Origin of the sequence: Salinisphaera sp. RV14 (genome assembly GCF_052044135.1) — a bacterium.
In the GTDB taxonomy this organism is placed as follows: Bacteria; Pseudomonadota; Gammaproteobacteria; order Nevskiales; family Salinisphaeraceae; genus Salinisphaera.
Map to the genome: position 1 here is coordinate 31584 of NZ_JBQDYF010000022.1, position 22352 is coordinate 53935.

The 22352-nt window shown below is 65.8% G+C and carries 17 protein-coding genes; 11 read left to right on the forward strand and 6 right to left on the reverse strand.

The genetic code is table 11. The features are described from left to right. Positions 1 to 52: 52 nt before the first annotated feature. Complete coding sequence (locus tag ACS8Y6_RS16145) at positions 53 to 1699, reverse strand: methyl-accepting chemotaxis protein (protein ID WP_440856011.1); 1647 nt, start codon at positions 1697 to 1699, stop codon at positions 53 to 55. Between the two features lie 698 nt (positions 1700 to 2397). Here ACS8Y6_RS16145 and ACS8Y6_RS16150 point away from each other — a divergent pair. The 5 genes from ACS8Y6_RS16150 to ACS8Y6_RS16170 all read left to right on the forward strand — a co-directional run bounded on the left by ACS8Y6_RS16150 (position 2398) and on the right by ACS8Y6_RS16170 (position 9509). Continuing rightward, positions 2398 to 3561, forward strand: coding sequence for an ATP-grasp domain-containing protein (locus ACS8Y6_RS16150; protein WP_440850844.1), 1164 nt, complete (start codon positions 2398 to 2400; stop codon positions 3559 to 3561). Next, a complete protein-coding gene (locus tag ACS8Y6_RS16155) occupies positions 3558 to 4688 on the forward strand; it encodes a phosphoserine transaminase (RefSeq protein ID WP_440850843.1) in 1131 nt (376 codons plus the stop codon). Before ACS8Y6_RS16150 ends, ACS8Y6_RS16155 begins: the two co-directional genes overlap by 4 nt. 296 nt (positions 4689 to 4984) lie before the next feature. Beyond that, the gene (locus ACS8Y6_RS16160) at positions 4985 to 5161 is read left to right on the forward strand and encodes a hypothetical protein (RefSeq protein WP_440850842.1); all 177 of its coding nucleotides are present in this window, start codon (positions 4985 to 4987) and stop codon (positions 5159 to 5161) included. Further along, positions 5151 to 6311 carry an efflux RND transporter periplasmic adaptor subunit gene (locus ACS8Y6_RS16165; protein ID WP_440850841.1) on the forward strand — a complete coding sequence of 387 codons (1161 nt, stop codon included), beginning with the start codon at positions 5151 to 5153 and terminating at the stop codon, positions 6309 to 6311. Before ACS8Y6_RS16160 ends, ACS8Y6_RS16165 begins: the two co-directional genes overlap by 11 nt. 165 nt (positions 6312 to 6476) lie before the next feature. Beyond that, positions 6477 to 9509: an efflux RND transporter permease subunit gene (locus ACS8Y6_RS16170; protein WP_440850840.1), complete on the forward strand. Its 3033-nt coding sequence runs from the start codon at positions 6477 to 6479 to the stop codon at positions 9507 to 9509. Here ACS8Y6_RS16170 and ybaK read toward each other — a convergent pair. Continuing rightward, positions 9499 to 9966 carry a Cys-tRNA(Pro) deacylase gene (gene ybaK, locus ACS8Y6_RS16175; protein ID WP_440856012.1) on the reverse strand — a complete coding sequence of 156 codons (468 nt, stop codon included), beginning with the start codon at positions 9964 to 9966 and terminating at the stop codon, positions 9499 to 9501. The genes ACS8Y6_RS16170 and ybaK overlap by 11 nt on opposite strands. 107 nt (positions 9967 to 10073) lie before the next feature. On the opposite strand from ybaK, the gene tsaA reads away from it, so the two are divergent. Further along, a complete protein-coding gene (tsaA, locus tag ACS8Y6_RS16180; protein ID WP_440850838.1) occupies positions 10074 to 10847 on the forward strand; it encodes a tRNA (N6-threonylcarbamoyladenosine(37)-N6)-methyltransferase TrmO in 774 nt (257 codons plus the stop codon). Here the strand turns inward: tsaA and moaA are convergent. Next, positions 10832 to 11866, reverse strand: coding sequence for a GTP 3',8-cyclase MoaA (moaA, locus tag ACS8Y6_RS16185; RefSeq protein WP_440850837.1), 1035 nt, complete (start codon positions 11864 to 11866; stop codon positions 10832 to 10834). The two genes, tsaA and moaA, sit on opposite strands and share 16 nt — an antisense overlap. A gap of 113 nt (positions 11867 to 11979) precedes the next feature. Here moaA and ACS8Y6_RS16190 point away from each other — a divergent pair, with 113 nt between their 5' ends. Next, complete coding sequence (locus ACS8Y6_RS16190; RefSeq protein ID WP_440850836.1) at positions 11980 to 13392, forward strand: DUF2868 domain-containing protein; 1413 nt, start codon at positions 11980 to 11982, stop codon at positions 13390 to 13392. Further along, positions 13376 to 14911 (forward strand): DUF3482 domain-containing protein, encoded by a 1536-nt coding sequence (locus ACS8Y6_RS16195; protein ID WP_440850835.1) that lies wholly within the window; start codon positions 13376 to 13378, stop codon positions 14909 to 14911. Before ACS8Y6_RS16190 ends, ACS8Y6_RS16195 begins: the two co-directional genes overlap by 17 nt. 19 nt (positions 14912 to 14930) lie before the next feature. Here ACS8Y6_RS16195 and ACS8Y6_RS16200 read toward each other — a convergent pair whose 3' ends face one another. Further along, positions 14931 to 15689, reverse strand: a complete 759-nt coding sequence (locus ACS8Y6_RS16200) for a DsbA family protein (RefSeq protein ID WP_440850834.1) — start codon at positions 15687 to 15689, stop codon at positions 14931 to 14933. Between the two features lie 154 nt (positions 15690 to 15843). Then, positions 15844 to 16536 carry a PRC-barrel domain-containing protein gene (locus tag ACS8Y6_RS16205; RefSeq protein ID WP_440850833.1) on the reverse strand — a complete coding sequence of 231 codons (693 nt, stop codon included), beginning with the start codon at positions 16534 to 16536 and terminating at the stop codon, positions 15844 to 15846. Between the two features lie 772 nt (positions 16537 to 17308). Here ACS8Y6_RS16205 and crcB point away from each other — a divergent pair. Beyond that, positions 17309 to 17707, forward strand: coding sequence for a fluoride efflux transporter CrcB (gene crcB / locus ACS8Y6_RS16210; protein ID WP_440850874.1), 399 nt, complete (start codon positions 17309 to 17311; stop codon positions 17705 to 17707). Further along, on the forward strand, positions 17704 to 18021 hold the full coding sequence (locus ACS8Y6_RS16215; protein WP_440850832.1) for a DUF190 domain-containing protein: 318 nt from the start codon (positions 17704 to 17706) through the stop codon (positions 18019 to 18021). Before crcB ends, ACS8Y6_RS16215 begins: the two co-directional genes overlap by 4 nt. A gap of 320 nt (positions 18022 to 18341) precedes the next feature. Here ACS8Y6_RS16215 and ACS8Y6_RS16220 read toward each other — a convergent pair whose 3' ends face one another. After that, positions 18342 to 20975, reverse strand: a complete 2634-nt coding sequence (locus tag ACS8Y6_RS16220) for a bifunctional diguanylate cyclase/phosphodiesterase (protein ID WP_440850831.1) — start codon at positions 20973 to 20975, stop codon at positions 18342 to 18344. Between the two features lie 512 nt (positions 20976 to 21487). On the opposite strand from ACS8Y6_RS16220, the gene ACS8Y6_RS16225 reads away from it, so the two are divergent. Beyond that, the coding region (locus tag ACS8Y6_RS16225) for an IS1380 family transposase (RefSeq protein ID WP_440856013.1) at positions 21488 to 22352 on the forward strand (865 nt) is incomplete at its 3' end.

Genomic DNA, 22352 nt, shown 5'->3' on the forward strand with positions numbered 1-22352 from the left:
CCGACCGATCGTGTTGACGGCAGACCGACCGATTATGCCGCGGCTTGCCCCGCTAAGCCGGCAGCAGGCGCGGCCGGGACCGGCCCTGCTCGTCCTTCTCGGACGCGGTCGCGCCCGGCGCCGATGTTTGCCGCGTGTCCTCGGTGGATTGATGCTTTTGTTCCGTGGTGCGAAACAATTTGACCGCCGTGGTCAGCGCCGCGGCCTCGCCCTGCAGACTCGACACGGTGCTCTCCAGTGCCTGAACCAGTGCGCCGTTGCGCTGGGTGGTGTCGTCCAGTTGCTCCAGGGCCGAGCTGATTTGCTCGGCGCCCTGGCTCTGCTGCTCGCTCGCCTTTGCTATTTCGCTGACCAGGCGGGCGGACTCCCGAATCGCCTCGGCGGTGCGCGTCGACACATCGCGGGCATTCTCGACCAGCGACGCGCCGGTGGCCACATGGTCCGCCGATTCAGCGATCAACGCCTTGATCTGATCGGCCGATTCGGCGGAACGCCGGGCGAGCTGGCGTACCTCGGCGGCCACCACGGAAAATCCGCGACCGTGTTCGCCGGCGCGCGCCGCCTCGACCGAGGCATTCAGGGCGAGCATATTGGTGCTGAAGGCGATGCCATCGATAATTCCCACAATATCCTCGATCCGCTTCGAGCTTTCGCGAATATCACTCATTCGTTCGGTGGCGCGGCCGGCCAGATCGCCGCCCTCGACCGCCAGTTCGGCGGCCGAACCCACCAGCCGGTCGGCCTCGGTGGCATTGCTCGCGGTTTGCTTGACCGTGGCGCTGATTTGCGCCATCGCGGCCGCGGTCTGTTCGAGCGTGGCGACCTGGTTTTGGGTACGGTCGGCCAGATCGGCGGTACCGGATGCGACCTCGGTTCCGGCGTCGTGCAGGTGCTCGCTGGCGCCACGCATCCGGTCCACCACCGTGGCCAGGCCGACGCCAATGCCGTTGATTGCCTGCAAAAGCTGACCGGTGTCATCGCGGCGATTCACGGGCACCTGGGCCGTGAGATCGCCGTTGGCCATGCGCTCGGCCGCCTCGCGACTGACCTGCATCGGCCGCGTGACACTGCGTCGGCTTGCCCAGCCCACCAGCATGGGCGTTACCACGCAGCAAATGGCTGCCAGGATACCGAAAGCCGGCGTGAAGCCCGCCCCGCCGAAGGCCGCGTAGCCGGCGAAGGCGGCGACATCGACCGCGGCGGTAATCGCTGTAAGCCGCCCGACGACGCCAAGGCTGAACATGTCGCTGACATCCAGCCCCACGTAACGCGCGCCTATGATCTGCCCGCGTGCATCGGTCAGCGGTGTATAGCAGGTCATGAACTGGGTTCCGAACAAGGTAGCGTAGCCGATGTAGTGCTGCCCGGCGCGCAGTTGCTCGAAAGCCGGGTGCGAACGATCCAGCCGGGTGCCGACGGCGCGCGAGCCGTCAGCCTTGGTCACCGAGGTTGCCACCCGCACGAAATCATCGCCAACCCGTGCAAATAGCGTCGCGGTGGCGCCATTTCGAGCCGTAAAGCGATCGGCCCAGTCATGTCGGAGATTGAGCACGACATCACCGTGGACCAGGCACGGTGCGTCGTAGTCGCCGACCCGCACGCAGCGACTGGTGTCCAGGTGAACCGGCTGCTCGAAGCTGGCCGCGAATCGACGCTCCAGGCGTCGAATGCGGGTGCTGAGCGGCAGTATAGAGAGCATGGTGCCTATTCTCCGTGGGTATATTCCAAAGACGAACTGATTGCCGGCGCCACGACGCGTGGCTGGCGCTAGTATCCCGTCACGCTTTTTCGGTGCTTTTTCGTGCCATGCGGCGTTGCGGCGATTCGCCGTATTCCCGGATACGGCGAATCCCCGCGCATTGCCTGGCACTACAAATCATGCGAAATCCATGACGTGAACTGCCGTTGCAGCACAATAGTCCATTGATTTCTTTAATATCGGCGGATTCGAATATGGCTTGAGGCGTGGGCGACCCGTATCACTCGTTCGCGCGACAAGCCCGGGCAGCCGGGGCGCTGGCGTCAGGCGGCCGGCGTGACGGCTTCAACGGATGAGTCGCGCCATCGTCGCTCATCGCGCCGGCATCATGCTCGGCGGTAATCCAGGGCGGGGCTCCCGGCCGGCCGCAGTCAATCCGAAATCAGTCGGAAGCGATCATTTTTGCTGCGTATTCGGCATTTCGATGCCCGGAGGCCGCCGTATGATGGGGCCATTGTGAAGGCCACTGCTGCGATGGCGTCGCCTCCGAATAGCCTGGATGCATTCTGCGTCATCCATGGTCAGAGGCCTGCCCAGAATACCCGAGGTGTTTCCGCCCGATGTCTTGTTTCGACCATGCTGCGGCCGAGTTTCTCGGCCTCGCTCCTTTTTTGCGCGGTAGCCTCAACGGGGACGATATGCAGCCGCTCGCCCGGGAATGGATCGCCGGTGCCGAAGCCGAGCCCGAGAACGCCATCCTCTGGATGAACCTGGCCACACTCATGCTTTGTCTGGGGCAACGCGGACTCGGCCTCAACATCCAGGCGCAGGCGCTGGCGATGCAGCGCCGTTTCCATCTGGCGGCTGCCCGACAGCCGGCGCGCCTGCGGGTACTGCTCCTGATGGCGCCCGGCGACCTGGCCGCCAACATGCCGCTGGATTGTCTGCTCGAGGATAGCGACATCGATCTCGAGTACTACTTCGTCATGCCATCCGATGCCACGGAAAAGGCGCCGCTGCCGGAACACGACCTGGCGATCGTGGCGATGAGCGAGTCCGACGACAATCGCCCGAGTCTGGAGGCGATCAAACCCGTGGTGGCCGACTGGCCGCGGGCCGTGCTCAACACGCCCGAGGCCATCGCCAATACCGAGCGTGAGCGGGCCAGCCGATTGCTACAGGGGGTCCCCGGGCTGGCGATGCCGCCGACAATGTCGATCACGCGTGACGCGCTGGAAGACGTTGCGGGCGGCGAAAGCGCCATGACGAGCGTATGCGAGGGCATCGATTTCCCGTTGATCCTGCGTCCGCGCGACTCCCATGGTGGCCACGGCCTCGCCCGGTTGGCCGACCGGGGCGCGCTGGCGGCCTATCTCGCGGACGTCGAGGACGAGCATTTCCTGATTTCCCCCTTCATCGACTACAGCGACGCGGACGGTTGGTATCGCAAGTACCGCGTCGTGCTCGTCGATGGCGAACCCTTTGCCGGGCATATGGCGATCTCCGACGACTGGATGATCCATTACCTCAACGCCGGCATGTACGACGATGCCGACAAGCGCGCCAGCGAAGCCGCCTGGATGGCGTCGTTCGACGCATTTGCCGACCGCCATCGCGCGGCGCTGGATGCGATTCACCGGCGTTCCGGGCTGGATTATGTCTGCATCGACTGCGCTCAGACCCCCGACGGCGATTTGCTCGTTTTCGAGATCGGCAACGCCATGGTGGTGCATGCCATGGACTCTCCCGAGCTGTTCCCGCACAAGCAGACGCACATGGCCAAGGTCAAGCACGCCCTGCGCGATCTGCTGATGCGGCGCGTTGCAGAGGAAGATGCGCGCTTGATGGGCGAAACGACATGAATCCGCGCAACGCCCTGAACTTTTCCGGTGGCCCCGGCGCGTTACCGGAAAGCGTGCTGCGCGAGGTGCAACAGGCGATCGTCGAGGTGCCGGAGGTCGGTCTTTCGGTGTTGGGGATCAGCCATCGTTCCGACTGGTTCGCGGCCGTGGTCGACGAACTGGAACACAATATCCGTACGCTGCTCGGCGTGGGCGAGAATTATCACGTGCTGCTATTGCAGGGCGGGGCGACGCAGCAATTCAGCATGGTGCCCATGGCCCTGCTGCCCCCCGACGGTGAGCCCGCCGATTACCTGCATACCGGTTACTGGAGTGGCAAGGTCCTGCCCGCGGCGCGCCGCGAAGGCCCGATCCGCGTGGCCTGGAGCGGCGAGGCGGACGGATTCCGTCACCTGCCCGGCGACGATACGCTCGCGCTCAAAGATACGGCGCCCTATCTGCACTACGTTTCCAACGAAACCGTGGAAGGGCTGCAGTTCCATCGCGTGCTCGGCCACGACAACGTGCTTCGGGTCTGCGACATGTCGTCGGATTTCCTGTCGCGCCCGGTCGAGGCCGAGCGGTTCGGCCTGATCTATGCCCATGCCCAGAAAAACGTGGGCCCGGCCGGGGTCACCGTGGTCGTGGTGCGGGACGATCTGATTCAGGACGCGCCACAGGGTTTGCCCGATTTCCTCGATTATCGTTGCCATGCCCGCGCCCATTCCATTCTCAACACGCCGCCGGTATTCGCGATCTATGTCGTGTTGCTGGTCACCCGGTGGCTGATGCACGACATTGGCGGCCTGGACGCGATGGACGCCATCAATCGAAAAAAGGCGGCGCAACTCTACAGCGTGCTGGATGACAGCGACGGGTTCTACCGGGGGCGGGCGGCCGAGCGCGACCGCTCGATCATGAACGTCGCATTCAACCTGCCGGACGAGACGCTGGAGCGGCGTTTTCTTGCCGAGGCCGAGGCCGCCGGGCTGTCCGGGCTGAAAGGCCATCGCGCCATCGGCGGTCTGCGGGCGTCGCTGTACAACGCGGTGACACTGGAAGCCGTCGAACAGCTGGCCGATTTCATGGACCGGTTTCGCCGTGCCGGGTCGATATCCGCGCACAGGGCGACCGGCGCACGAGGCTGACCCGCCGCGGGCGTTGCGCCTGCGGCCGGAAACAGCGCGGCGCTTGCTCGCCGGCGTCCGGGCTGAAGTTTGTCGCCGGATGCACGGCGTCAACAACCGTCAGGTAGCACGGGCGGCACGCCGGGATGGCGGGCGTGACGCCGATCGTGCCGGTCAGGCGTGTTATTGGACGAAAGTCGTTGCCGGCGCGCCGATACCATGCTTTAGTTCTCGATCGTAACAAGAACGTATGCGTTGCTCGGCCCGGCCGGGGCCTGTCTCGTTCACCCAGCGCTTGCGGTCGTTCGGAGCGCCGATTGGAGTTCGATCTGATGATCCTTTCGCGCGCCGTGTTCCATACCCGGATCGATTGCCGTGTTGACTGGCCGGCCGGGCGCACCGTGGCAGCAGCCCACGGTCTGCACCTGAGCCTCGCCGATGCGCTCGAAACGTTCGCCGCAAGACTCGCGAGGCGTGCCGCGCATGCCGGATAACGCCGGGCGTGGCCCCAGCCTGGTCAAGCGCATGATCGTGATGATCGTGGGCGTACTGTTGCTGGTGGCTTTGATCGTCGGCGCGAAGGTTGCGCTGGTCATGCGCACGATCGCCAGCCTGCCCAAGCCGGCGCCGGCCACGGTCAGCACCACAGTGGCGCGCTATCAGGCCTGGCAACCGGCGTTGCACGCCGTGGGCAGCCTGCGCGCGGTGCGCGGGGCCGACCTGGCGCTGGACGTCCCGGGCCTGGTCAACCGGATCCATGTCCGGTCCGGTCAGCACGTCAGCAAGGGCGAGCTGCTGTTGCAGCTGGATGACGCCGACGATCGCGCCCAGCTGGCACAGCTCGAAGCCGCCGCCCGACTGTCGCGGCTGAATTATCGCCGTGCCGATCAGCAGCGGGCCTCGCACGCCATCAGCACGGCCGACTACGACAGTGCGGCGGCCGATCTTAAGGGCAAGCAGGCGGCCGTCGCCGGGCAGAAGGCGCTGGTGGCCAAGAAGCAGCTGCGCGCGCCGTTTTCGGGGCGCGCGGGTATCATCACGGTCAGCCCCGGCGACTATCTCAATGCCGGTACCGCCATCGTGACGTTGCAGCAGATCGACTCGCTTTATGCGGATTTCAGTGTGCCGCAGCGCGAGATCGGCCGGCTGCAGATCGGCCAGCCCGTCCATCTGGCGGTGGATGCCTACGGTTCGCGGCGTTTCGACGGGCGGCTCACTGCCATCAATCCGAAGGTGGATACGGATACCCGCAACGTGCAGGTCGAAGCCATCGTGCCCAACGCCGATGGCGCCCTTTTGCCGGGCATGTTCGCCAACATTCGTGTCGATACCGGCCGCAGGCAGCGTTATCTGACGCTGCCGCAAGCGGCCATCGTCTATAACCCTTACGGCGACATGGTGTTTGTCGTCCAGCCGTCCAGGGGGAATAACGAACAGGGGCAGCCGCTACCCGCCACCGTCGAGCAGACGCTGGTCACCACCGGCGAAACCCGCGGCGACCAGGTTGCGATCGTCAACGGCCTCACCGCCGGGGCGACCGTGGTTACCAGCGGCCAGATCAAACTGAGTAACGGCGCGTCGATCAGGATCGACAACAGCGTGCAGCCCGCGGACGCCGCGCATCCGACGCCGCAGGAACATTAGCGTGGCGATAATTCCTGCCGAGCCGGCGCTGCAACGGCGTTGCGGCAACACCCGGCGTGCCGCCCCCGCGCATAGTCGCGCCACGCGGGCCGGCCCGAAAGCGGACTGGCGGCCCGGCCGCCCGCGCGATCGTCGTACGAACCCGTCCCCGGTGCGGGCGGCGCCATGAAGTTCACCGATCTTTTCGTCAATCGGCCGGTGCTGGCGATTGTGGTCAGTACGCTGATCCTGGTGCTCGGTTTGCGGGCGGTCACCGGTCTCACGGTGCGTCAGTATCCGAAAACGGAAAATGCCACGGTCACGGTGACCACCGCTTATTACGGCGCCGACGCGCAAACCATGGCCGGTTTCGTGACCCAGCCGCTGGAGCAGGCGATCGCCCAGGCCCAGGGCATCGACTATCTGTCGTCGAGCAGTGTGTCGGGCGTATCCACTATCACGGCCACGCTGCGTCTGAACTACGACGCCAATCGCGCGCTCAGCGAGATCAACACCCAGGTCAATTCGGTACGCAACAAGTTGCCGCCGGCGGCGCAGCAGCCGGTGCTGACGGTGCAGACCGGCGAGACTATCGACGCGATGTACATGGGCTTCTACAGCGATGAGTTGCCCACCAACAACATCACCGATTATCTGGCGCGCGTGGTCAAGCCCAAGCTGGATTCCATCGCCGGGGTACAGACCGCCGAAATCCTCGGCGCGCGCCAGTTCGCCTTGCGCGCCTGGCTGGACCCGGCGCGCATGGCCGCCCACGGGGTGACGGCCAGCGACGTGTATTCGGCGTTGGCGGCGAACAACTATCTGGCCGCGGTCGGCTCGACCAAGGGGCAGGCGGTGACGGTGGACCTGACCACCGACAGCGACCTGCACACGGTCGAACAGTTCAGGCAACTCGCCATCAAGCAGCACAATGGCGCCATCGTGCGCCTGCAGGATGTGGCCCACGTCACGCTGGGCTCCGAGAACTACGACACCAACGTGGCCTTCGGCGGCAAGAGTTCGGTGTTCATTGGTATCAAGGTCGCGCCCGACGCCAACATTCTGGACGTCGCCCGGCGGGTGCGCGAGGCGTTTCCGGGCCTGCAGCGCCAGCTGCCCAACAGCATGACCGGCGCGATCGTGTATGACGCCACTGCGTTCGTGAACACCTCGATCCACGAGGTGATCAAGACGCTGGTGGAGGCGCTGCTGATCGTCACTGCGGTGATCTTTGTCTTCCTCGGCAGCCTGCGGGCGGTGATCATTCCGCTGGTGGCCATGCCGCTGTCGATGATCGGCACCTTCTTCGTGATGCTGGTGCTGGGTTACTCCATCAATCTGCTCACGCTGCTGGCGCTGGTGCTGGCCATCGGGCTGGTGGTCGACGATGCCATCATCGTGGTCGAGAATGTCGATCGCCACATGAAGGACGAGGGCAAGACGCCGCGCCAGGCCGCGCTGCTGGCCGCGCGCGAGCTGGGTGGCCCGATTCTGGCAATGACCGTGGTGCTGATCGCGGTCTATGCCCCGATCGGCTTTCAGAAAGGCCTGACCGGCGCGCTGTTCACCGAGTTTGCCTTTACCCTGGCGGGTGCGGTGACGGTATCGGCGGTGATCGCGCTGACGCTGTCGCCCATGATGTGTTCGCGTTTCTTTCGTGCCAGCGCGAACCCCGGCCGCTTGCCGGCCTTCATCGATCGCCAGTTCGAGCGCGTGCGCGAGCGCTACCAGCGCGTGCTGCACGGTGCGCTGGATACCTGGGTCGTCATCGTGGCCATGGGCGGTCTGTTGTTTCTGGCCACCATCGCGCTCGGCATGACGGCGAGCTCGGAACTGGCGCCGGAAGAGGATCAGGGGGTGGTGATCGGCCAGATCGTGGGCGCGCCCAACGCGACCGCGCAACAGATGGATGTCTACGCCCACCAGATGTTCGACAAGGCCCGCAGCCTTCCGGAGTACGATCAGATGTTCCAGCTGACCGGCACGCCGACGACCAACCAGGGCATCGGCGGCGTGCTGTTCAAGCCCTGGGACCAGCGCAGCCGCAACGCCCATGTCCTGCAGACGGTACTGCAGCAGAAGTGGAACGACATCGCCGGCGCGCGGGTGGCGGCCTTCCAGTTCCCGGCGTTGCCCGGTGCCTCGGGGTTGCCGATCCAGCTGGTGATCACCACCACCGAGCCATTCCGGAATCTCTACGAGGTGGCCCAGGCGGTCAAGAACAAGGCTCAGGCCAGCGGCAAGTTCTATTACATCGATTCCAACCTCAAGCTGGACAAGCCGCAGAGCACGATCGTGTTCGACCGTGATCTGATCACCGCCCTCGGCTTGACCCAGAAGGACGTCGGTGCCTCGCTGTCGGCCGCGCTCGGCGGCGGCTATGTCAACTACTTCTCGATCGCCGGGCGATCTTACAAGGTGATTCCGCAGGTGCGGCAGGCCGATCGGCTGAATCCCGATCAGGTGCTGGATTACTATCTTGGCGTGCCGGACGGCGCGTTGATCCCGGCAGCAACCGTGGCCACGCTGAAGCCGGCGGTGGTGCCGCAGTCGCTCAACCGGTTCCAGCAACTCAACTCGGCGACCATCTCCGGCGTATCGGGCATGTCGCAGGGGGCCGCGCTGGCCTTTCTGCGTACCGCGGTCCACGACGTCGCGCCCGGCGGCGATTACCATGTCGATTATTCGGGCGCATCACGGCAGTTCGAACAGGAATCCGGCGGTTTCGTCAATACACTCCTTTTGGCCACCATCATCGTGTTCCTGGTGCTGGCGGCCCAGTTCAACAGCCTGCGCGATCCGGCGGTGATCCTGGTTTCGGTGCCGCTGGCCCTGTTCGGCGCCCTGATCTTCGTCAATCTGTTCACCAGCCTCAACATCTATACCGAGGTCGGCCTGGTGACGTTGATGGGACTGATCAGCAAGCACGGCATCCTGATCGTCCAGTTCGCCAACGATCTGCAGCGCGCCGGCCTGTCCAAGCGCGAAGCCATCGAGCAGGCCGCCGGTGTGCGTCTGCGGCCGATCCTGATGACCACCGCCGCCATGGTGCTGGGCGTGGTGCCGCTGGTGATCGCCACGGGCGCGGGGGCTGCCGGCCGATTCAACATGGGGCTGGTGATATCCACCGGCCTGGCCATCGGCACGCTGTTTACCCTGTTCGTGGTGCCGGCCTTCTACATGTTGCTGGCGGCACGGCATGAGACGGCTAGTCCGTGATATCGGCGAATTGCCCGTCAGTGAGTGCCGCCAGATCGCCCGGGCCAAGACTGATTTCCAGCCCGCGCCGACCGCCGCTGACATGCATCTGTTCCAATGGCAGTGCCGAGTTGTCGATCACGGTGGCCAGCCGTTTCTTCTGCCCGAGCGGGCTGACCCCGCCCAGCACATAGCCGGTCATTTTCTCGACCGTTGCCGGCTCGGCCATGGCGGTCTTTTTCGTATTCACGGCGCTCGCGAGTTTCTTCGGGTCCAGCCGGCCGGAGACGGGTACGATCGCGACGACGAACGCATGCGTGTCGGTTTCGGCGACCAGTGTCTTGAAGACTTCGTCCGGCGACAGTCCCAGTTGGCGGCAGGCCTCGATGCCGTAATCGCCCGCGGCTTCGCCGGCGTCGTAGCGCCGGACTTCGTGCGCGATGCCGGCAGCCTCCAGAATCTTGATGGCGGGAGTCATGGGCGGCGGGCTCCATTGGTAACGGCGATGCGTGATGGTAGCGTCGCCGGCCCGTGTTCGCGAGGCCGGTAGACTGCCCGCACCCACCCGATGGCCCCGATGTCCGTATGCACGAAAGTTCGCCGCTGTCGTTGACGCCTGTCGGGGTAGTCGCCAGCGACTACCCCGACAAGTTCGGCGTACCCCGCCAGCCCGGCCTGGTCGCGGCGGCGCGGGGCGTGGTGAGCCTGGTCGCGCCCTACGACGATCCGCTCGCCATCGAGGGCATCGCGGCTTACAGTCATCTGTGGCTGAGTTTCGTGTTCGATCGCAGCCCGACAAGCTGGCGCCCCCGCGTACGGCCGCCGCGGCTGGGCGGCAACGCCCGGGTCGGCGTGTTCGCCACCCGCAGCACGCACCGGCCCAACCGGCTGGGGCTTTCCGTGGTGCGCCTGCTCGATGTGGCTATCGCATCGCGTGCGTCGCCGGCACCGTGGGCGTTGCCCGGCATGACTGGAATGCGGCCGGCGCGGGTTCACTTGCTGATTGGCGGGCACGACCTGGTGGCCGGCACGCCGGTCGTGGATATCAAGCCCTATCTGCCCTGGGCGGATGCGCGGGTCGATGCGCGCGCCGATCTCGCGCCAACCGCGCCGCCGTCGCTCGCTGTGCAATGGGATGCCGCGGCCGAACGGCGCGTGGCCGCGCGGGTGGATGCCGGCCCGCTCCGGGCGCTGATCGAACAGGTGCTGGCCCAGGACCCGCGCCCGGCGTACCGGCGCGGCGAGGCCGATCGCGTCTATGGTGTGGCGTTGCGCGATGTCGACGTGCGTTTCGTGGTCGAGGCGTCGGGCGTGGCCCGCGTGCTCGGGATCGTGCCTACGGCTCAGCCGCCGATGTAGGACATCTCGACCCGGTCATCGGCATCGCCGTCGCGCCGCCGGGCGGTTTCCTCGCCACGCTGTTCGGAATAACGATCGTCACGGGCGTGCCAGATGCCGGCCAGTCGGGCGGCGATCTCGGCGTCGCTGGCGCCGGCGCGCAGCGGGGTGCGCAGATCGTGGCCGTGCACGCCGAACAGGCAGGTATAGAGTTCGCCGATGGCGGACAGACGCGCGCGGCTGCAGCCGCCGCAGAATGGCATGGAGACCGACGCGATGAGGCCGATCTCGCCGGCGCCATCGTCGTAGCGCCAGCGGTTGGCTGTTTCGCCCGGCTGGCGGGCCGGCTGACGCGTGAGCGCGTACCTGCTGCGGATGGTCTCGAGGATCTCGCGGGCGGGCACCACGTCGTCCATGCGCCAGCCGTTGGAGGTGCCCACGTCCATGTATTCGATGAAGCGCAGCACCACGCCGCTGTGCCGGAAGGCTTCGGCCAGCGGCAGGATTTGATCCTCGTTGACACCGCGCTGGATCACGCAATTCACCTTGACCGGCGTGAGTCCGGCGGCGACGGCGTTGTCCACGGCCGCGCGCACTTTCGAGGCCGGAAAGCCCATATCGTTGATCGCCTTGAAGCGTTCGTCGTCGATCGCGTCGAGGCTGAGTGTGACGCGGTTCAGGCCAGCGGCCTTCAGCGCCAGGGCGCGCTCGGCGGTGAGCAGCGAACCATTGGTGGTCAGGCAGATGTCGTCGATGCCGTCGATCGCGGCCAGGCGGGCGACGAGCACATCGAGATCGCGGCGCAGCAACGGTTCGCCGCCGGTCAGGCGCAGTTTGGTCACGCCGAGCCCGGCGGCGATACGGGCAAGCCGTTCGATTTCGTCGAAATCCAGCAGTTCGCGCTTGGGCAGAAACAGATGCTCGGCGCCGAACTGCTCGCGCGGCATGCAGTAGGTGCAGCGGAAGTTGCAGCGATCGGTCAGCGAAATACGCAGATCGCGCAGCGGCCGGTTGAGCGTGTCGGTGGTGGGCGTCGACATGACGCCGAGAATAACATCGCGCGTCCGTCTTGATGGCCTACCGATGGTGGTTTTCTGTGCCGGAACGGTTATCGATAGCTTCGTTTCATCGCCATAGGCCCTAGAATGAGGGCATGAACCCTTTCCGATCGTCAGGCGCGCGCTGGCAACTTGCCGATCTGCTCGACTTCGAGGCTCTGCTGGCCAACGGCGAGCGGGTGGATGAGCGTGAGCGACTGATCTTCGCGCGCGATATCCGCCCGCAGCTGGCCGGGCTGCCGGACGATCGACGTCGCGCCTTGGGTCTCCGGCTATGGCTGACTCATTGTCGTGAGCGGGCGCCGGGCCGCATTTGGCCAAGCCTGGCCTGGGCGCGCCTGATCGACGTACTGGGCTGGCTGCTATTGGGCGGATTCGCGCTGGCCGGTGCCATGCTGGCCTGGGGGTTGTGTCTCGGCAATGGCCAGCGCCTGCATGTGGTGATCTTCCTTGGCCTGACCGTGGCGGTGCCGTGGACCGGCTTCGTGCTGCTCTCGCTGGCACGGCTGATCGCTGGCAATACCGGCGCGCCGTGGTTGCTCCGCATGCTGTTGCGTCCGGCGGCGGCCCGTATGGCCGGCGATCGCAATCTGGCCCGCTGGGGCCAGGCATTCTCGGATTCGCGTGCCGCGCGCCAGGCGGCTACCGCGCGCGCCGCGCGCCTGATGCAATGGGGCGGGCTCGGGTTGTCGCTGGGCGTGGTGTTCGCGTTTCTGGTCAGTCTGATGATCTTCGACGTGCGCTTTTACTGGGAAGCCACGCCGGACAACACCGGTCTGATGGACAGCGCGGTGAGCACGCTGGCCGCGCCCTGGGCCGGGATCTGGCCCGCGGCGGTGCCCGGCGACAGCGACGTGCGCGCGAGCCGCTTGTCCGGCACGGCCGGCCGGCAACCGCCGGGCGGTGCCGTGGCGGGCGCCTGGTGGCGCTTTCTGGTGATGACGGTACTGGTCTGGGGCGCATTGCCGCGCCTGTTGCTGATCGCACTGTTTGCCGCGCGCGAACGGTGGGCTCTGGCGCGGCTCGATTTTCAGGCCCCGCGCCACCGTGCGCTGTGGCGCGCGCTGGCCGGGGTCACACGCGGCGCGGTGGCCGAATCGAGCGCCGACGGCGCGCTCGTGCTCGATGTCGGTGGCCACGATATCGATGGCGGGGCGATTCGCGGGTTTCTTCTGCGCCGCCTGCGGCTGAACCCGCAAGCCACGCAGCGCGTGAGCGTACTCGATGCCGATGCTGAAGAGGCCGCCGACCGCGCTTTGGCCCACGCGCCCGGCCATGTCGTTCTGGTGGCGCCCGACTGGGCGTTGTCGCCGCGCTCGGCCGAACGCCTGCAGGCGCGCGTGCGCGCCGCCGTCGGTCGCGCCACGCCCATCACCTGGGTAATCGTGGCCGACGACAACGGCACGCCCGGCGCGCCCGAGGCCGAGCATATGGCCCGCTGGACCGCGTTCGTCGACGGCCTGCGCGACCCCGCCACCGAAATCACGGCCTATGATCCTGCCGCGTAATCCGGATCGCGAAACAGCGTCCGTCTGGGTATCGCCCGGGGTGCCGACCTTCGCCGTGGTCGGCAAGGTCAACATGGGCAAATCGGCCGTGCTGGCCACCCTGCTGGAAGAAGACGACGACGCCATCATCCGGATTTCGGCCGAGCCGGGCGAGACCACGCGCTGCCAACGCCTGTCGCTGGTGCTGGACGGCGACGAGCGGCTGCGTTTCATCGACACGCCGGGGTTCCAGCAGCCGATCGAGGCGCTGCGCGCGATCCGGGCGCTGGCGGCCGACCCGGCGCGTGGTCCGGGGCCGGAAACGCTGGCCGCCTTCGTCGATCGTTATCGCGACTCGAATGAATTCGTCGACGAATGCCGATTGCTGGCGCCGCTGATCGAGGGCGCCGGCGTGCTCTATGTCGTGGACCCGGACGTGCGGCTGCACGATGCCTTCATCGCCGAGATCGAGATCCTGCGCCTGTCGGCCGGGCCGCGGCTGGCGGCGCTCAACCCGCATCATCGCGAGACCGCGGACCGGCCCGGGCGTCATGCCGAGGCCTGGCGGACCGAGCTCGGCAAGTCGTTCAATCTGGTGCGCACCTTCGATGCGTTCGCCGCGCGTTATACCGCCCGCCGCGAACTGCTGGCGGCGCTCAATCGCATCGATGAGCGCGATCACGATCATCTGGATACGACCATCGCGCTGCTCGATGCCGAGTGGCAACAACGACGCGAAGAGGCGGCAGAACGTATCCAGGCGTTTCTACGCGCAGCGCTCACGCTGCGAGAGCAGGCCGATTACGCCGATGGCGAGTTGCCCGAGGCAGCCCGGCGCGCGGCCATCGCCGAGGCGGGACGGCGCTACTACGCTCGTATCGCCGAGTTGGAGCGCGATACCGCGAACGCGTTGCTGGATTTGTACCGCCATCGGCATACGCGGGCGGCCACCGCCGCGGCGCCGGTCGGCGAGGGGCTGGATCTGGCGCACGATGAGACCTGGCGCCGTTTCGGGCTGACCCGGCGCCAGCTTACCTTTGCCGGCGCGGCGGTGGGCGCCGGCGCTGGCGTTTCCGTGGACGCGGGCACGCTCGGTCATACACTCGGGCTGGGCACGCTGATTGGCGGCGGTGTGGGCGGTGCGCTGGCTTATTTCAAGGGCGATGCGCTGCCCACGCTCAAGGTCTCGCTGGGCCGGCCGGGCGCACTGGTGGGCGGCGGCCGCCGGATTACGCTCGGGCCGCCCAGGAACCCCAACTTTGCGTGGATTCTGCTGGATTCGGTGCTGATCCGGTATCGGGCCATCATCGAACGGACCCATGCCGCGCGCGATGTCGGTGAACTGGCAGCGGGCGCGGCCGACGGCGCCCGCCGCAAGGCCGGCGCCATCGTGCACCGGCTCGATTCGGCTCGCCACAAACGCCTGGAGCACTGGTTTCGCGCCGTCGCCAAGGGCCGCGACAGCGAAGAACGCGATGCCGAGGCCCGCGCCGTGATCGAAGCCACGCTGGCCGAGATCGAGGCCCGACCCGAGCCATAGGCCCGGTGGCACTGCCGGGCTACTGCCCGGCGCTACCCTGCGAGCCGCCGTTGGCGCCTGCCGCCGACAGTGCATCGTCGATCGCTTGCTTGAGCTTGTCGTAGCTGGGTCCGCCGATGAACTCGGTGTTGCCGACCAACACGGTCGGCGTTGCCCGCAACTTGACCAACTTGCCGGCGTCGTGCTCCTTGTTAATCGTGGGCAGCGGCGTCTTGTTCTTGATGCAGGCCTTGAGCTTGTCGTTATCGAGCCCGACCTCCAGCCCCAGATCCAGAAACATCGAGCTTGGGTCGGATTGCTCGGCCCACTTCGACTGGGTGTGATACAGCCGGTCGTGATACGGCCAGAACTTGTCCTGCCGCGCGGCACAGCGGGCCGCGATCGCCGCCGCCTGGGCGTGTTGATGCATGGCCAGCGGGAAGTCGAAGAAGATGAAGCGGACCTTGCCCGGATCGACGTATTTCTTGCGGACACGCTCTGCCGTGGGCTCGAAGGCGCCGCACGCCGGGCACTGGTAGTCGCCGAACTCGCGGATCGTGACCGGCGCGTTCGGATTGCCGATGGATTCGCCCAGCTTGTCGTATTTTTGGCGCAGCGTATTCATGGTGGATGCGCTGAGCTGGCGGATGTTGCCGTTCGGCGCGGGGGCCGTCCGCTTGTGGCCGATATAACTCATCACCAGGATCGCGACGATGATCAGCACGCCCACCGCGAGTACCGGGAAAAACAGAGCACCGAACAGACTGCTCTGGTTGTTGTTGTTGTTCTGCGGACTCATCCGCCGCTCCTTCGACTTGGGTTACCGGGTCGGCGTTATTCTAGCCTGAGGTGCAGTCGGGGGTCAGTTACGTCGCGCCGAGCACGAAAAAGGGGCCGTGAACGGCCCCTTTGGTGCGGACGGCGAACGTCCGTGACGTGCTTTGGGTTGTTGATCAGTTGTTGTTGGTCGCGTTATTGACCTTGTCGGAGGTATCGTCGGCTGCGTTCGAGGCCTTGTTGCCAGCCTTGTCAGCCGCATTCGACATCTTGTCGCCGGCCTTGTCCGCGGCGTTGCTGGTGGCGTTGGCCGCCTTGTTGGCCTCGTTCTTGCCGCCGTTGACGATGTTGGAGGTGGTGTTCTCCACCTGGGTCCAGGCGCTCGAGGTCGCGTTCTTGGTTGCCTGCCAGGCCTGTCCGGCCTGGTTCTGGGCGTTGGTCCACCAGGAATCGCTGTAAACCGGCTCATTGCCCAAGCCGTTACGCGTGATATTGAGTTCGACGCGGTAGTCGGGCTTGGTTGCCTTGCCGGTGGTTTGGGTCCGCACCGTCAGCTGGCTGGGTGCGACGACATAGCTCTTGCCGCCGAGCACGCCGAACTTGCCCTTGGTTTCGATCACGAAGTCCTGGATCTGCATGCTGTTGCCGAGCAGCACGTCATCGACTTCGCCGATGGCGTCCTTGTCGTTGCCCTTGGCATAGACCGGCGCATCGAGCAGGCGATTGGCGGAATACATGCCCTGGGCCTGAGCAGAGGCCATGCCCTGGCTGTCCGTATTCGAGGCGTTGCTGTCGGCCAGGGCCACGCCCGTGCCCGCGGCCAGTGTGAGCGCGGTCAGGCCCGTGATGGCGGTGGTTTTAATGGTCATGCTTGTCCCTCTCTTTTTTCGAGGCTGTTCGTTGAAACGTGGTCGACCCTAATGGATGCGCTTGAACAGCAGCTGACCCGAATCAGTCGCTCAGGGCCTCGATCAGACGCGCGATCAGGGGCGTGGGCCTGGCATCGGCACGTTGTATCGACCAAAGCTGCCGAACGAAAACCTGATCGCCCGGCGCAACGAAGTAGACGCCAGTGGCGCTGACGCACGCCAGGTCGGCGCCCGCGGCCACGGCCCGCACCCCGGGCCCCGCTGTCGTCCACCACCAGCGCCGCGCCGGGGCGGGTCAGTCTGGCCAATTCCAGGCACTGCTCGAATACGATGCGCGTGCCCGACCCGGCCTTCACGCACCACCCGGGGCCAGTCGCCCCGATCATCGGTTTCGATACGCGCTGGGGCTGCTCACGCTGGCTCCGGGAGCCTAAACCGGGCTGGCGTTGTATGCCGTGCCGGGCGTTTTTTCGTCGGGCTGCTGGCGGTGCTCTGGCTATGGGTGAGCGCGGGTACGCGGGCCGGCTGTTCCGGGCGCCGTGTCTGATGCCGGAGGCCGGGTGGCGTGCGTCCGTGCCCGGCGGTACGTTGGCATCGTCGGCCTGGGCGGGCGAGAATATGGCATGCACACACCGAACAAGTCTGCCGCGTGACCGATACGAACAACGATTCGTACAGCGAGACGACCTACGACCCGCAGGCACCGCATCCGCAGGGTCAGACTCAGGAATCGGAAAGCGGAGCCGAGTACGCCGAAGACAAATCCATGCCGTTGATTCACTCCATGCTTGCCATCGCCCTGGGCGCGGCGATCGGCGCGAACCTGCGCTGGGCCATCGGGCTCGGCCTCAACAGCTATCTGCCCACGCTGCCCCCGGGCACGCTGGTGGCCAATCTGCTGGGTGCGTTTCTGATTGGCCTGGCGATCGCGACCTTCACCGCGATTCCCGAGTTGTCATCGTTCTGGCGGCTGATGATTGTCACCGGCTTTCTGGGCGCGCTGACGACCTTTTCCACGTTTTCCGCGGAAATGTTCACCCAGATCCAGGACGGGCGGCTGTTGTGGGCTTTCGCCGGAATCGCGGTCCACGTGGTCGGCTCTTTGCTCATGACCGGGCTGGGCATGGCGACGTTCGCCGGCCTGCGTCATCTCACCGGAGCGACGTCATGAAAGGATTCGAACTGATCTTCATCGCCCCGCGCTCGCGTCGGCACAACGGCGCGCCGGTGCTCGATTCGATTGCGAGCCTGGCGCGCTCGCAGGGCATCACGCGCATGACCCGGCGCGACGATATCGAGGGTGTTGGCGCGAACGGGCATATGCATTCCGCGCATTTCTTCGAGGCCACCGACGAGCCTCAGGAGTTGATGTTCGTGCTCGACGGCGGCGAGACGGACAAACTGATCCGGGCGGTGGAAGAGGCTGAATTGCCGGTGTTCTGCATGCGCCGCCAGATCGACTACTGGCAGTTCGGCTCGAACTGATTATTAGGGCCTGTTGCCGTTTCGTACACGTGCCGCGTTGGAGACCGCAAATCGTGTCCGGCAAGGCGCGAGTCGCCGCGTCGTGGCGTGCCACGACCCAGACTTGCAACGCCGCCGGGCGCCCATGGTTATATTAAGCTGTTAGGGTTCCGCATGATTGCGGTACGCCCGGCCATGACGGTGCTACAGGGGGTCAACTCACGAAACAGAATAAACCGTACGGTAAGACCCCATGCGTCAGATGGCGATCCGTGGTCGGTTGAAGACGTCGGATGCCCACCATCGTCAGCAGATGACCTTGGGGTGACCCGTTCGGCGCGTCACCCGCGGAGCCACTGATCTTCGAATTCCGACGCCGGCATCGGCCGGGCGAAGAAAAACCCTTGCGCATAGTCGCAATCGAGATCGCGCAGGACATCCGCCTGCTCCTGTGACTCGATACCTTCAGCGATTACCTCCATCTCGAGCGCATGGGCCAGCTCGATCGCCATCTGGGCCACTTTGAGCGAGCGCGCATCGTCGGGCAGTCGGTCAATGAAACTCTTGTCGAGTTTCAGCCGGGTCAGCGGCAGGTCCCGAAGGATCGACAGCGAGGAATAGCCGGTGCCGAAATCGTCCAGGCTGACCTCGATCCCGGCCGCATCCAACTGCTGCAACACGGTTCGGGCCGCGGCCACGTCCGTGATCACGTCATGCTCGGTGATCTCCACATGCAGCAGCGAGGCCGGCAGTCCATGAGCCTGCAGTGCTTCCAGGAGCCGCCGGGTCAGGTCCTCATCGGTGAGCTGTCCGGCAGACAGATTGATGGCAATCGGCACGAGGCCGCCGGCGGCTGTTTGCCAGCGGGCGAGGTCACGCAGCACCGCATCGAGCATGGTCCGATCCAGCTGGCCGGTCAGCCCCAGGGCCTCCGTCAGCGGCAGAAATTCGCCGGGCGAGACCAGACCCCGGGCGTCGTCCTGCCAGCGGACCAAGGCCTCGGCCCCCGTCAACGTGCCGTCGTGCAGACAGATCTTGGGTTGATACCACGGGTGAATCCCGTGGCCCTCATGAAATGCGTGTTGCAGGCGCGCCGCGGTGGCCAGCCGGGCCCGGATCGCATCCGGTTGCCCCGTCGATTCTATCGGGGCGCGTCGGTCCTGATAGCGGGTCTGCCCGAGCACCATTTCGGCCTCGGCCAGCAGCCCCCCGGCGGTCGGCGCGTCGCCGGGGTGGAAGGCCACGCCGGTGGTCAGCCTTACGGGTAGCGCATGTCCGTCGATCTCGAATGGCCGGATGATACTCGCATCGACCTGGCGCAACAGGCGCTGTGCCACCCGGGCCACCGCATCGCGGCGCAGGGCGCGCGTCAGGAGGGCGAAGTTGTCGCCCTCAAGACGCGCGACGAGCGTACTCATCGGCAGGGCGTGCCGCAGTCGGCCCGCCAGATCCACCAGAATCTGGTCGCCGCCCGCCCGGCCGTAGCCGCTGTTGATGGACGTCAGGTCCCGAACGTTGATCCGGATCACGACCAGGCCGCGCTCGGGGGTTTCACTCACTCTGCGCTCGAGTGCCTGGTGAAAGCCGTCCGCGTTCGGCAGGCCTGTCAACGGATCGCGCAGGCTCGCCCCCGCCGCATCGGGCGGCGGGCCGAACAGCGCCAGCAAGCGCGGGGTCCGGTCCGGACCGGTGATGGTTCGGACCTCGACGCTCGCCTCCCAGATGTGCTCGGCACGCCGGCCCCAGACCGGCCCCTGCCAGCGCCGGCCTGCGCCGATGCGGGCCGCGAAGCCCGGCAGGCTTCGGCCCATCGGATCCCCGGGCATGAAAAACAGCCCAGCCCGGTCCCGCAGCGCATGCTGTGACTGGCCGGTCAGGGTCGTCATGGCCGTGTTGCTATACCGGACACGCTGCGTGTCCGGCTCGGCGACCATGATGCCGGTCGGCGCGTGCTGCACCGCCGTCGCCGCGAGCTGGGTGCGGATGCGCTCATCGAGCAGGCTCAAGGCCTCGGACAGATCGATACCGATTTCCTCGAACAGCAGGCGCTCTTCATCACCGAAGTAGTCGGCCTCATACGCGCCGACCGCCAGCACGGCATCGACCCGCCCGTTCCGTTTCAGCGGCACCGCCGCGAATCCGTGCAGCCCGAGGTCTTCGAGCGCGGCATGCCAGGGCCGGTAATGGTGCTCGGCGCGGGGCGTCTGCCGATACGCCGCCTGCCCGGTTCGCCAAGCCTGGCCCATACTGCCCTGGCCCTCGGGGCGCCAGGCATCGCTCGACACCTGAATGCGCTCGCTCAAGTCCTGCACGGATCCGGCCACGGCCAGCGTCCGAAACCAGCCGGCCTCGTCGGGCCGTGCGATCCAGGCCAGCGCGAAGCCCGCGTGCCGGACACAGATCCGACAGGCCTCGTCATAGAGTTCGTCGCGGGTACGAACGGGGCCAATCAACAGCCGATTGCTGGCGCGCAGGGCCGCATACAGCTTCTGAAGATGGGCATACCGGGCCTGCAGGATCCAATGGGCCAGCTGGAAACCCAGTCCCGCGGCCAGTGCCTCGATGGCACCGAGATGCACTGCCGTCAGTACCTCGCGCGCGGCCGCGGTCACCACCACGGCCCCGATGGTCTGGTCTGCCACGGTCAGCGGCGCGGCAATGACGCTGTCAACGCCGCCGACCCAGATCACAGGACTCTGCGGGGCGTGCTCGGCGAACTCCCGGACCCAAACGGTTCGACCCGTCTGGAGCGCCTGAACGGTCACACTGCCCTCATCGAGCGTCAACTCGGCAAAGGGCGAAGGCTGACCCTCCCGACGCTCCATATATTCCAACCGGAGCGTGTCTTGCGTGCCGTCGTACAGCGCAATCCCCGCATCAAGGATGCCCGGTAACTGCAGCGCCGCCCCGACCGTGGATCGACACAGGCTTTCGAACATCGGCACCTGCGCCGGGCTGAGTACAAAAGAGGCCATGCTGGTTTCCTTTCAGGCGCAAGAAGTTGAACATGTCGGATGGTGTCGACTGTGATGCGTGTTGGATCGTTCAGATCGAATGCAGTGTATCGGGAGATTAAGACGGGCGAGTGTAATTTGGCTGGCATGAAAGTGTGACTTTACGACCGCCTGTCCATGAGCGCGATGAGGCTGGGCTCTTATGACATCGAGGGGCGGTATGTCGGGACACGCTGTCCTCGAACGACGGATGCCAAGCTCGAATCAGCTCGTAAGCTTATCGATTAGGGATCCGCTCCAACGGATATGGCCCATTCGTTTGGTGTATCTCGAGCGACTCTGTACCGCCACCTCCGCGAGGAGGAATCGGATTCAGTCCATAACCCATCGTGACTGGGCTCGCGTCGATCCGTATTTATCACGGTTGGTGTTAACCCGGATTTTGCAGGAAAGGAGGCGAACCTCGCGCAACCCATTGATATAATGGGAGGATAATCACAAGAGCTTCGAACAAAGCACCACGAGGTTCGCCTGTGTCCGATTCTAACGTACCGCCGCTCCGATTTAACCCCATCGATGGCCTGACCGTCCGCGGCGATTTCGACGGTGGGGCCCTGTCCTCGGACGTGGGGCCGCTCCTGCTGCGCTCGGTCGATGAGCAGATCGGGTTGACCGAGCGGCTGGCCGCGGCCATTAGCGATCGGCGGCATTCATCGTATATCCGTCATGAAGTCGCCGATCTGCTGGCGCAGCGCATCTATCAAGTCGCCAGTGCTTACGAGGACGGCAACGACGCCGACACCTTGCGCCTGGATCCGATGTTCCAGATGGGAGTGGGGCGTGTGCCGTTGGACGCGGACAGCGTGCTGGCCAGTGGCGCGACGTTCTCCCGACTGGAGAATACGGTCTCGGCCCAGGACATCTACCGTATGGCCGCGGCGTTCGTGGATCAGTTCATCGCCGGCTACGCCGAGCCGCCGGACGCCATCGTGCTGGATATGGACCACACCGACGATGCCACCCATGGCCAGCAGGCCTTTCGTTTCTATAACCACCACTACGGGGGTTATTGCTATCTGCCGTTGCTGTTGTTCGAGGGGTTGTCCGGTCGATTCATCACCGCGGCCTTGCGCCCGGGCAAGCGCCCGACCGGGGCCGAGAACGCCATGATCATCGGCCGGGTGCTGAGGCGCCTGCGCCAGGCCTGGCCGGACACGCATATCCTGTTGCGCGGCGACAGTCATTTCGCCAATCCGGAACTCATGGCGCTGACCGTCGACGATCCGTTGACCGATTTCCTGTTCGGTCTGGGCGGCAATGCCAAGCTCAACCGCCGGGCGGCGCCGATCCTGGAGCGCACACAACGCCAGCACGCGCGTCGTTGCCGCGAAGCCGAGC

What these genes read in the sequence shown, in the direction of transcription:
- ACS8Y6_RS16165 (WP_440850841.1), top strand. Translation starts at nt 5,151, where the DNA reads ATGCCGGATAACGCCGGGCGTGGCCCCAGCCTGGTCAAGCGCATGATC.
- ACS8Y6_RS16150 (WP_440850844.1), top strand. Translation starts at nt 2,398, where the DNA reads ATGCAGCCGCTCGCCCGGGAATGGATCGCCGGTGCCGAAGCCGAGCCC.
- ACS8Y6_RS16200 (WP_440850834.1), bottom strand. Translation starts at nt 15,689, where the DNA reads ATGAGTCCGCAGAACAACAACAACAACCAGAGCAGTCTGTTCGGTGCT.
- ACS8Y6_RS16155 (WP_440850843.1), top strand. Translation starts at nt 3,558, where the DNA reads ATGAATCCGCGCAACGCCCTGAACTTTTCCGGTGGCCCCGGCGCGTTA.
- ybaK (WP_440856012.1), bottom strand. Translation starts at nt 9,966, where the DNA reads ATGACTCCCGCCATCAAGATTCTGGAGGCTGCCGGCATCGCGCACGAA.
- ACS8Y6_RS16145 (WP_440856011.1), bottom strand. Translation starts at nt 1,699, where the DNA reads ATGCTCTCTATACTGCCGCTCAGCACCCGCATTCGACGCCTGGAGCGT.
- tsaA (WP_440850838.1), top strand. Translation starts at nt 10,074, where the DNA reads ATGCACGAAAGTTCGCCGCTGTCGTTGACGCCTGTCGGGGTAGTCGCC.
- ACS8Y6_RS16170 (WP_440850840.1), top strand. Translation starts at nt 6,477, where the DNA reads ATGAAGTTCACCGATCTTTTCGTCAATCGGCCGGTGCTGGCGATTGTG.
- ACS8Y6_RS16220 (WP_440850831.1), bottom strand. Translation starts at nt 20,975, where the DNA reads ATGGCCTCTTTTGTACTCAGCCCGGCGCAGGTGCCGATGTTCGAAAGC.
- moaA (WP_440850837.1), bottom strand. Translation starts at nt 11,866, where the DNA reads ATGTCGACGCCCACCACCGACACGCTCAACCGGCCGCTGCGCGATCTG.
- ACS8Y6_RS16205 (WP_440850833.1), bottom strand. Translation starts at nt 16,536, where the DNA reads ATGACCATTAAAACCACCGCCATCACGGGCCTGACCGCGCTCACACTG.
- ACS8Y6_RS16195 (WP_440850835.1), top strand. Translation starts at nt 13,376, where the DNA reads ATGATCCTGCCGCGTAATCCGGATCGCGAAACAGCGTCCGTCTGGGTA.
- ACS8Y6_RS16190 (WP_440850836.1), top strand. Translation starts at nt 11,980, where the DNA reads ATGAACCCTTTCCGATCGTCAGGCGCGCGCTGGCAACTTGCCGATCTG.
- ACS8Y6_RS16215 (WP_440850832.1), top strand. Translation starts at nt 17,704, where the DNA reads ATGAAAGGATTCGAACTGATCTTCATCGCCCCGCGCTCGCGTCGGCAC.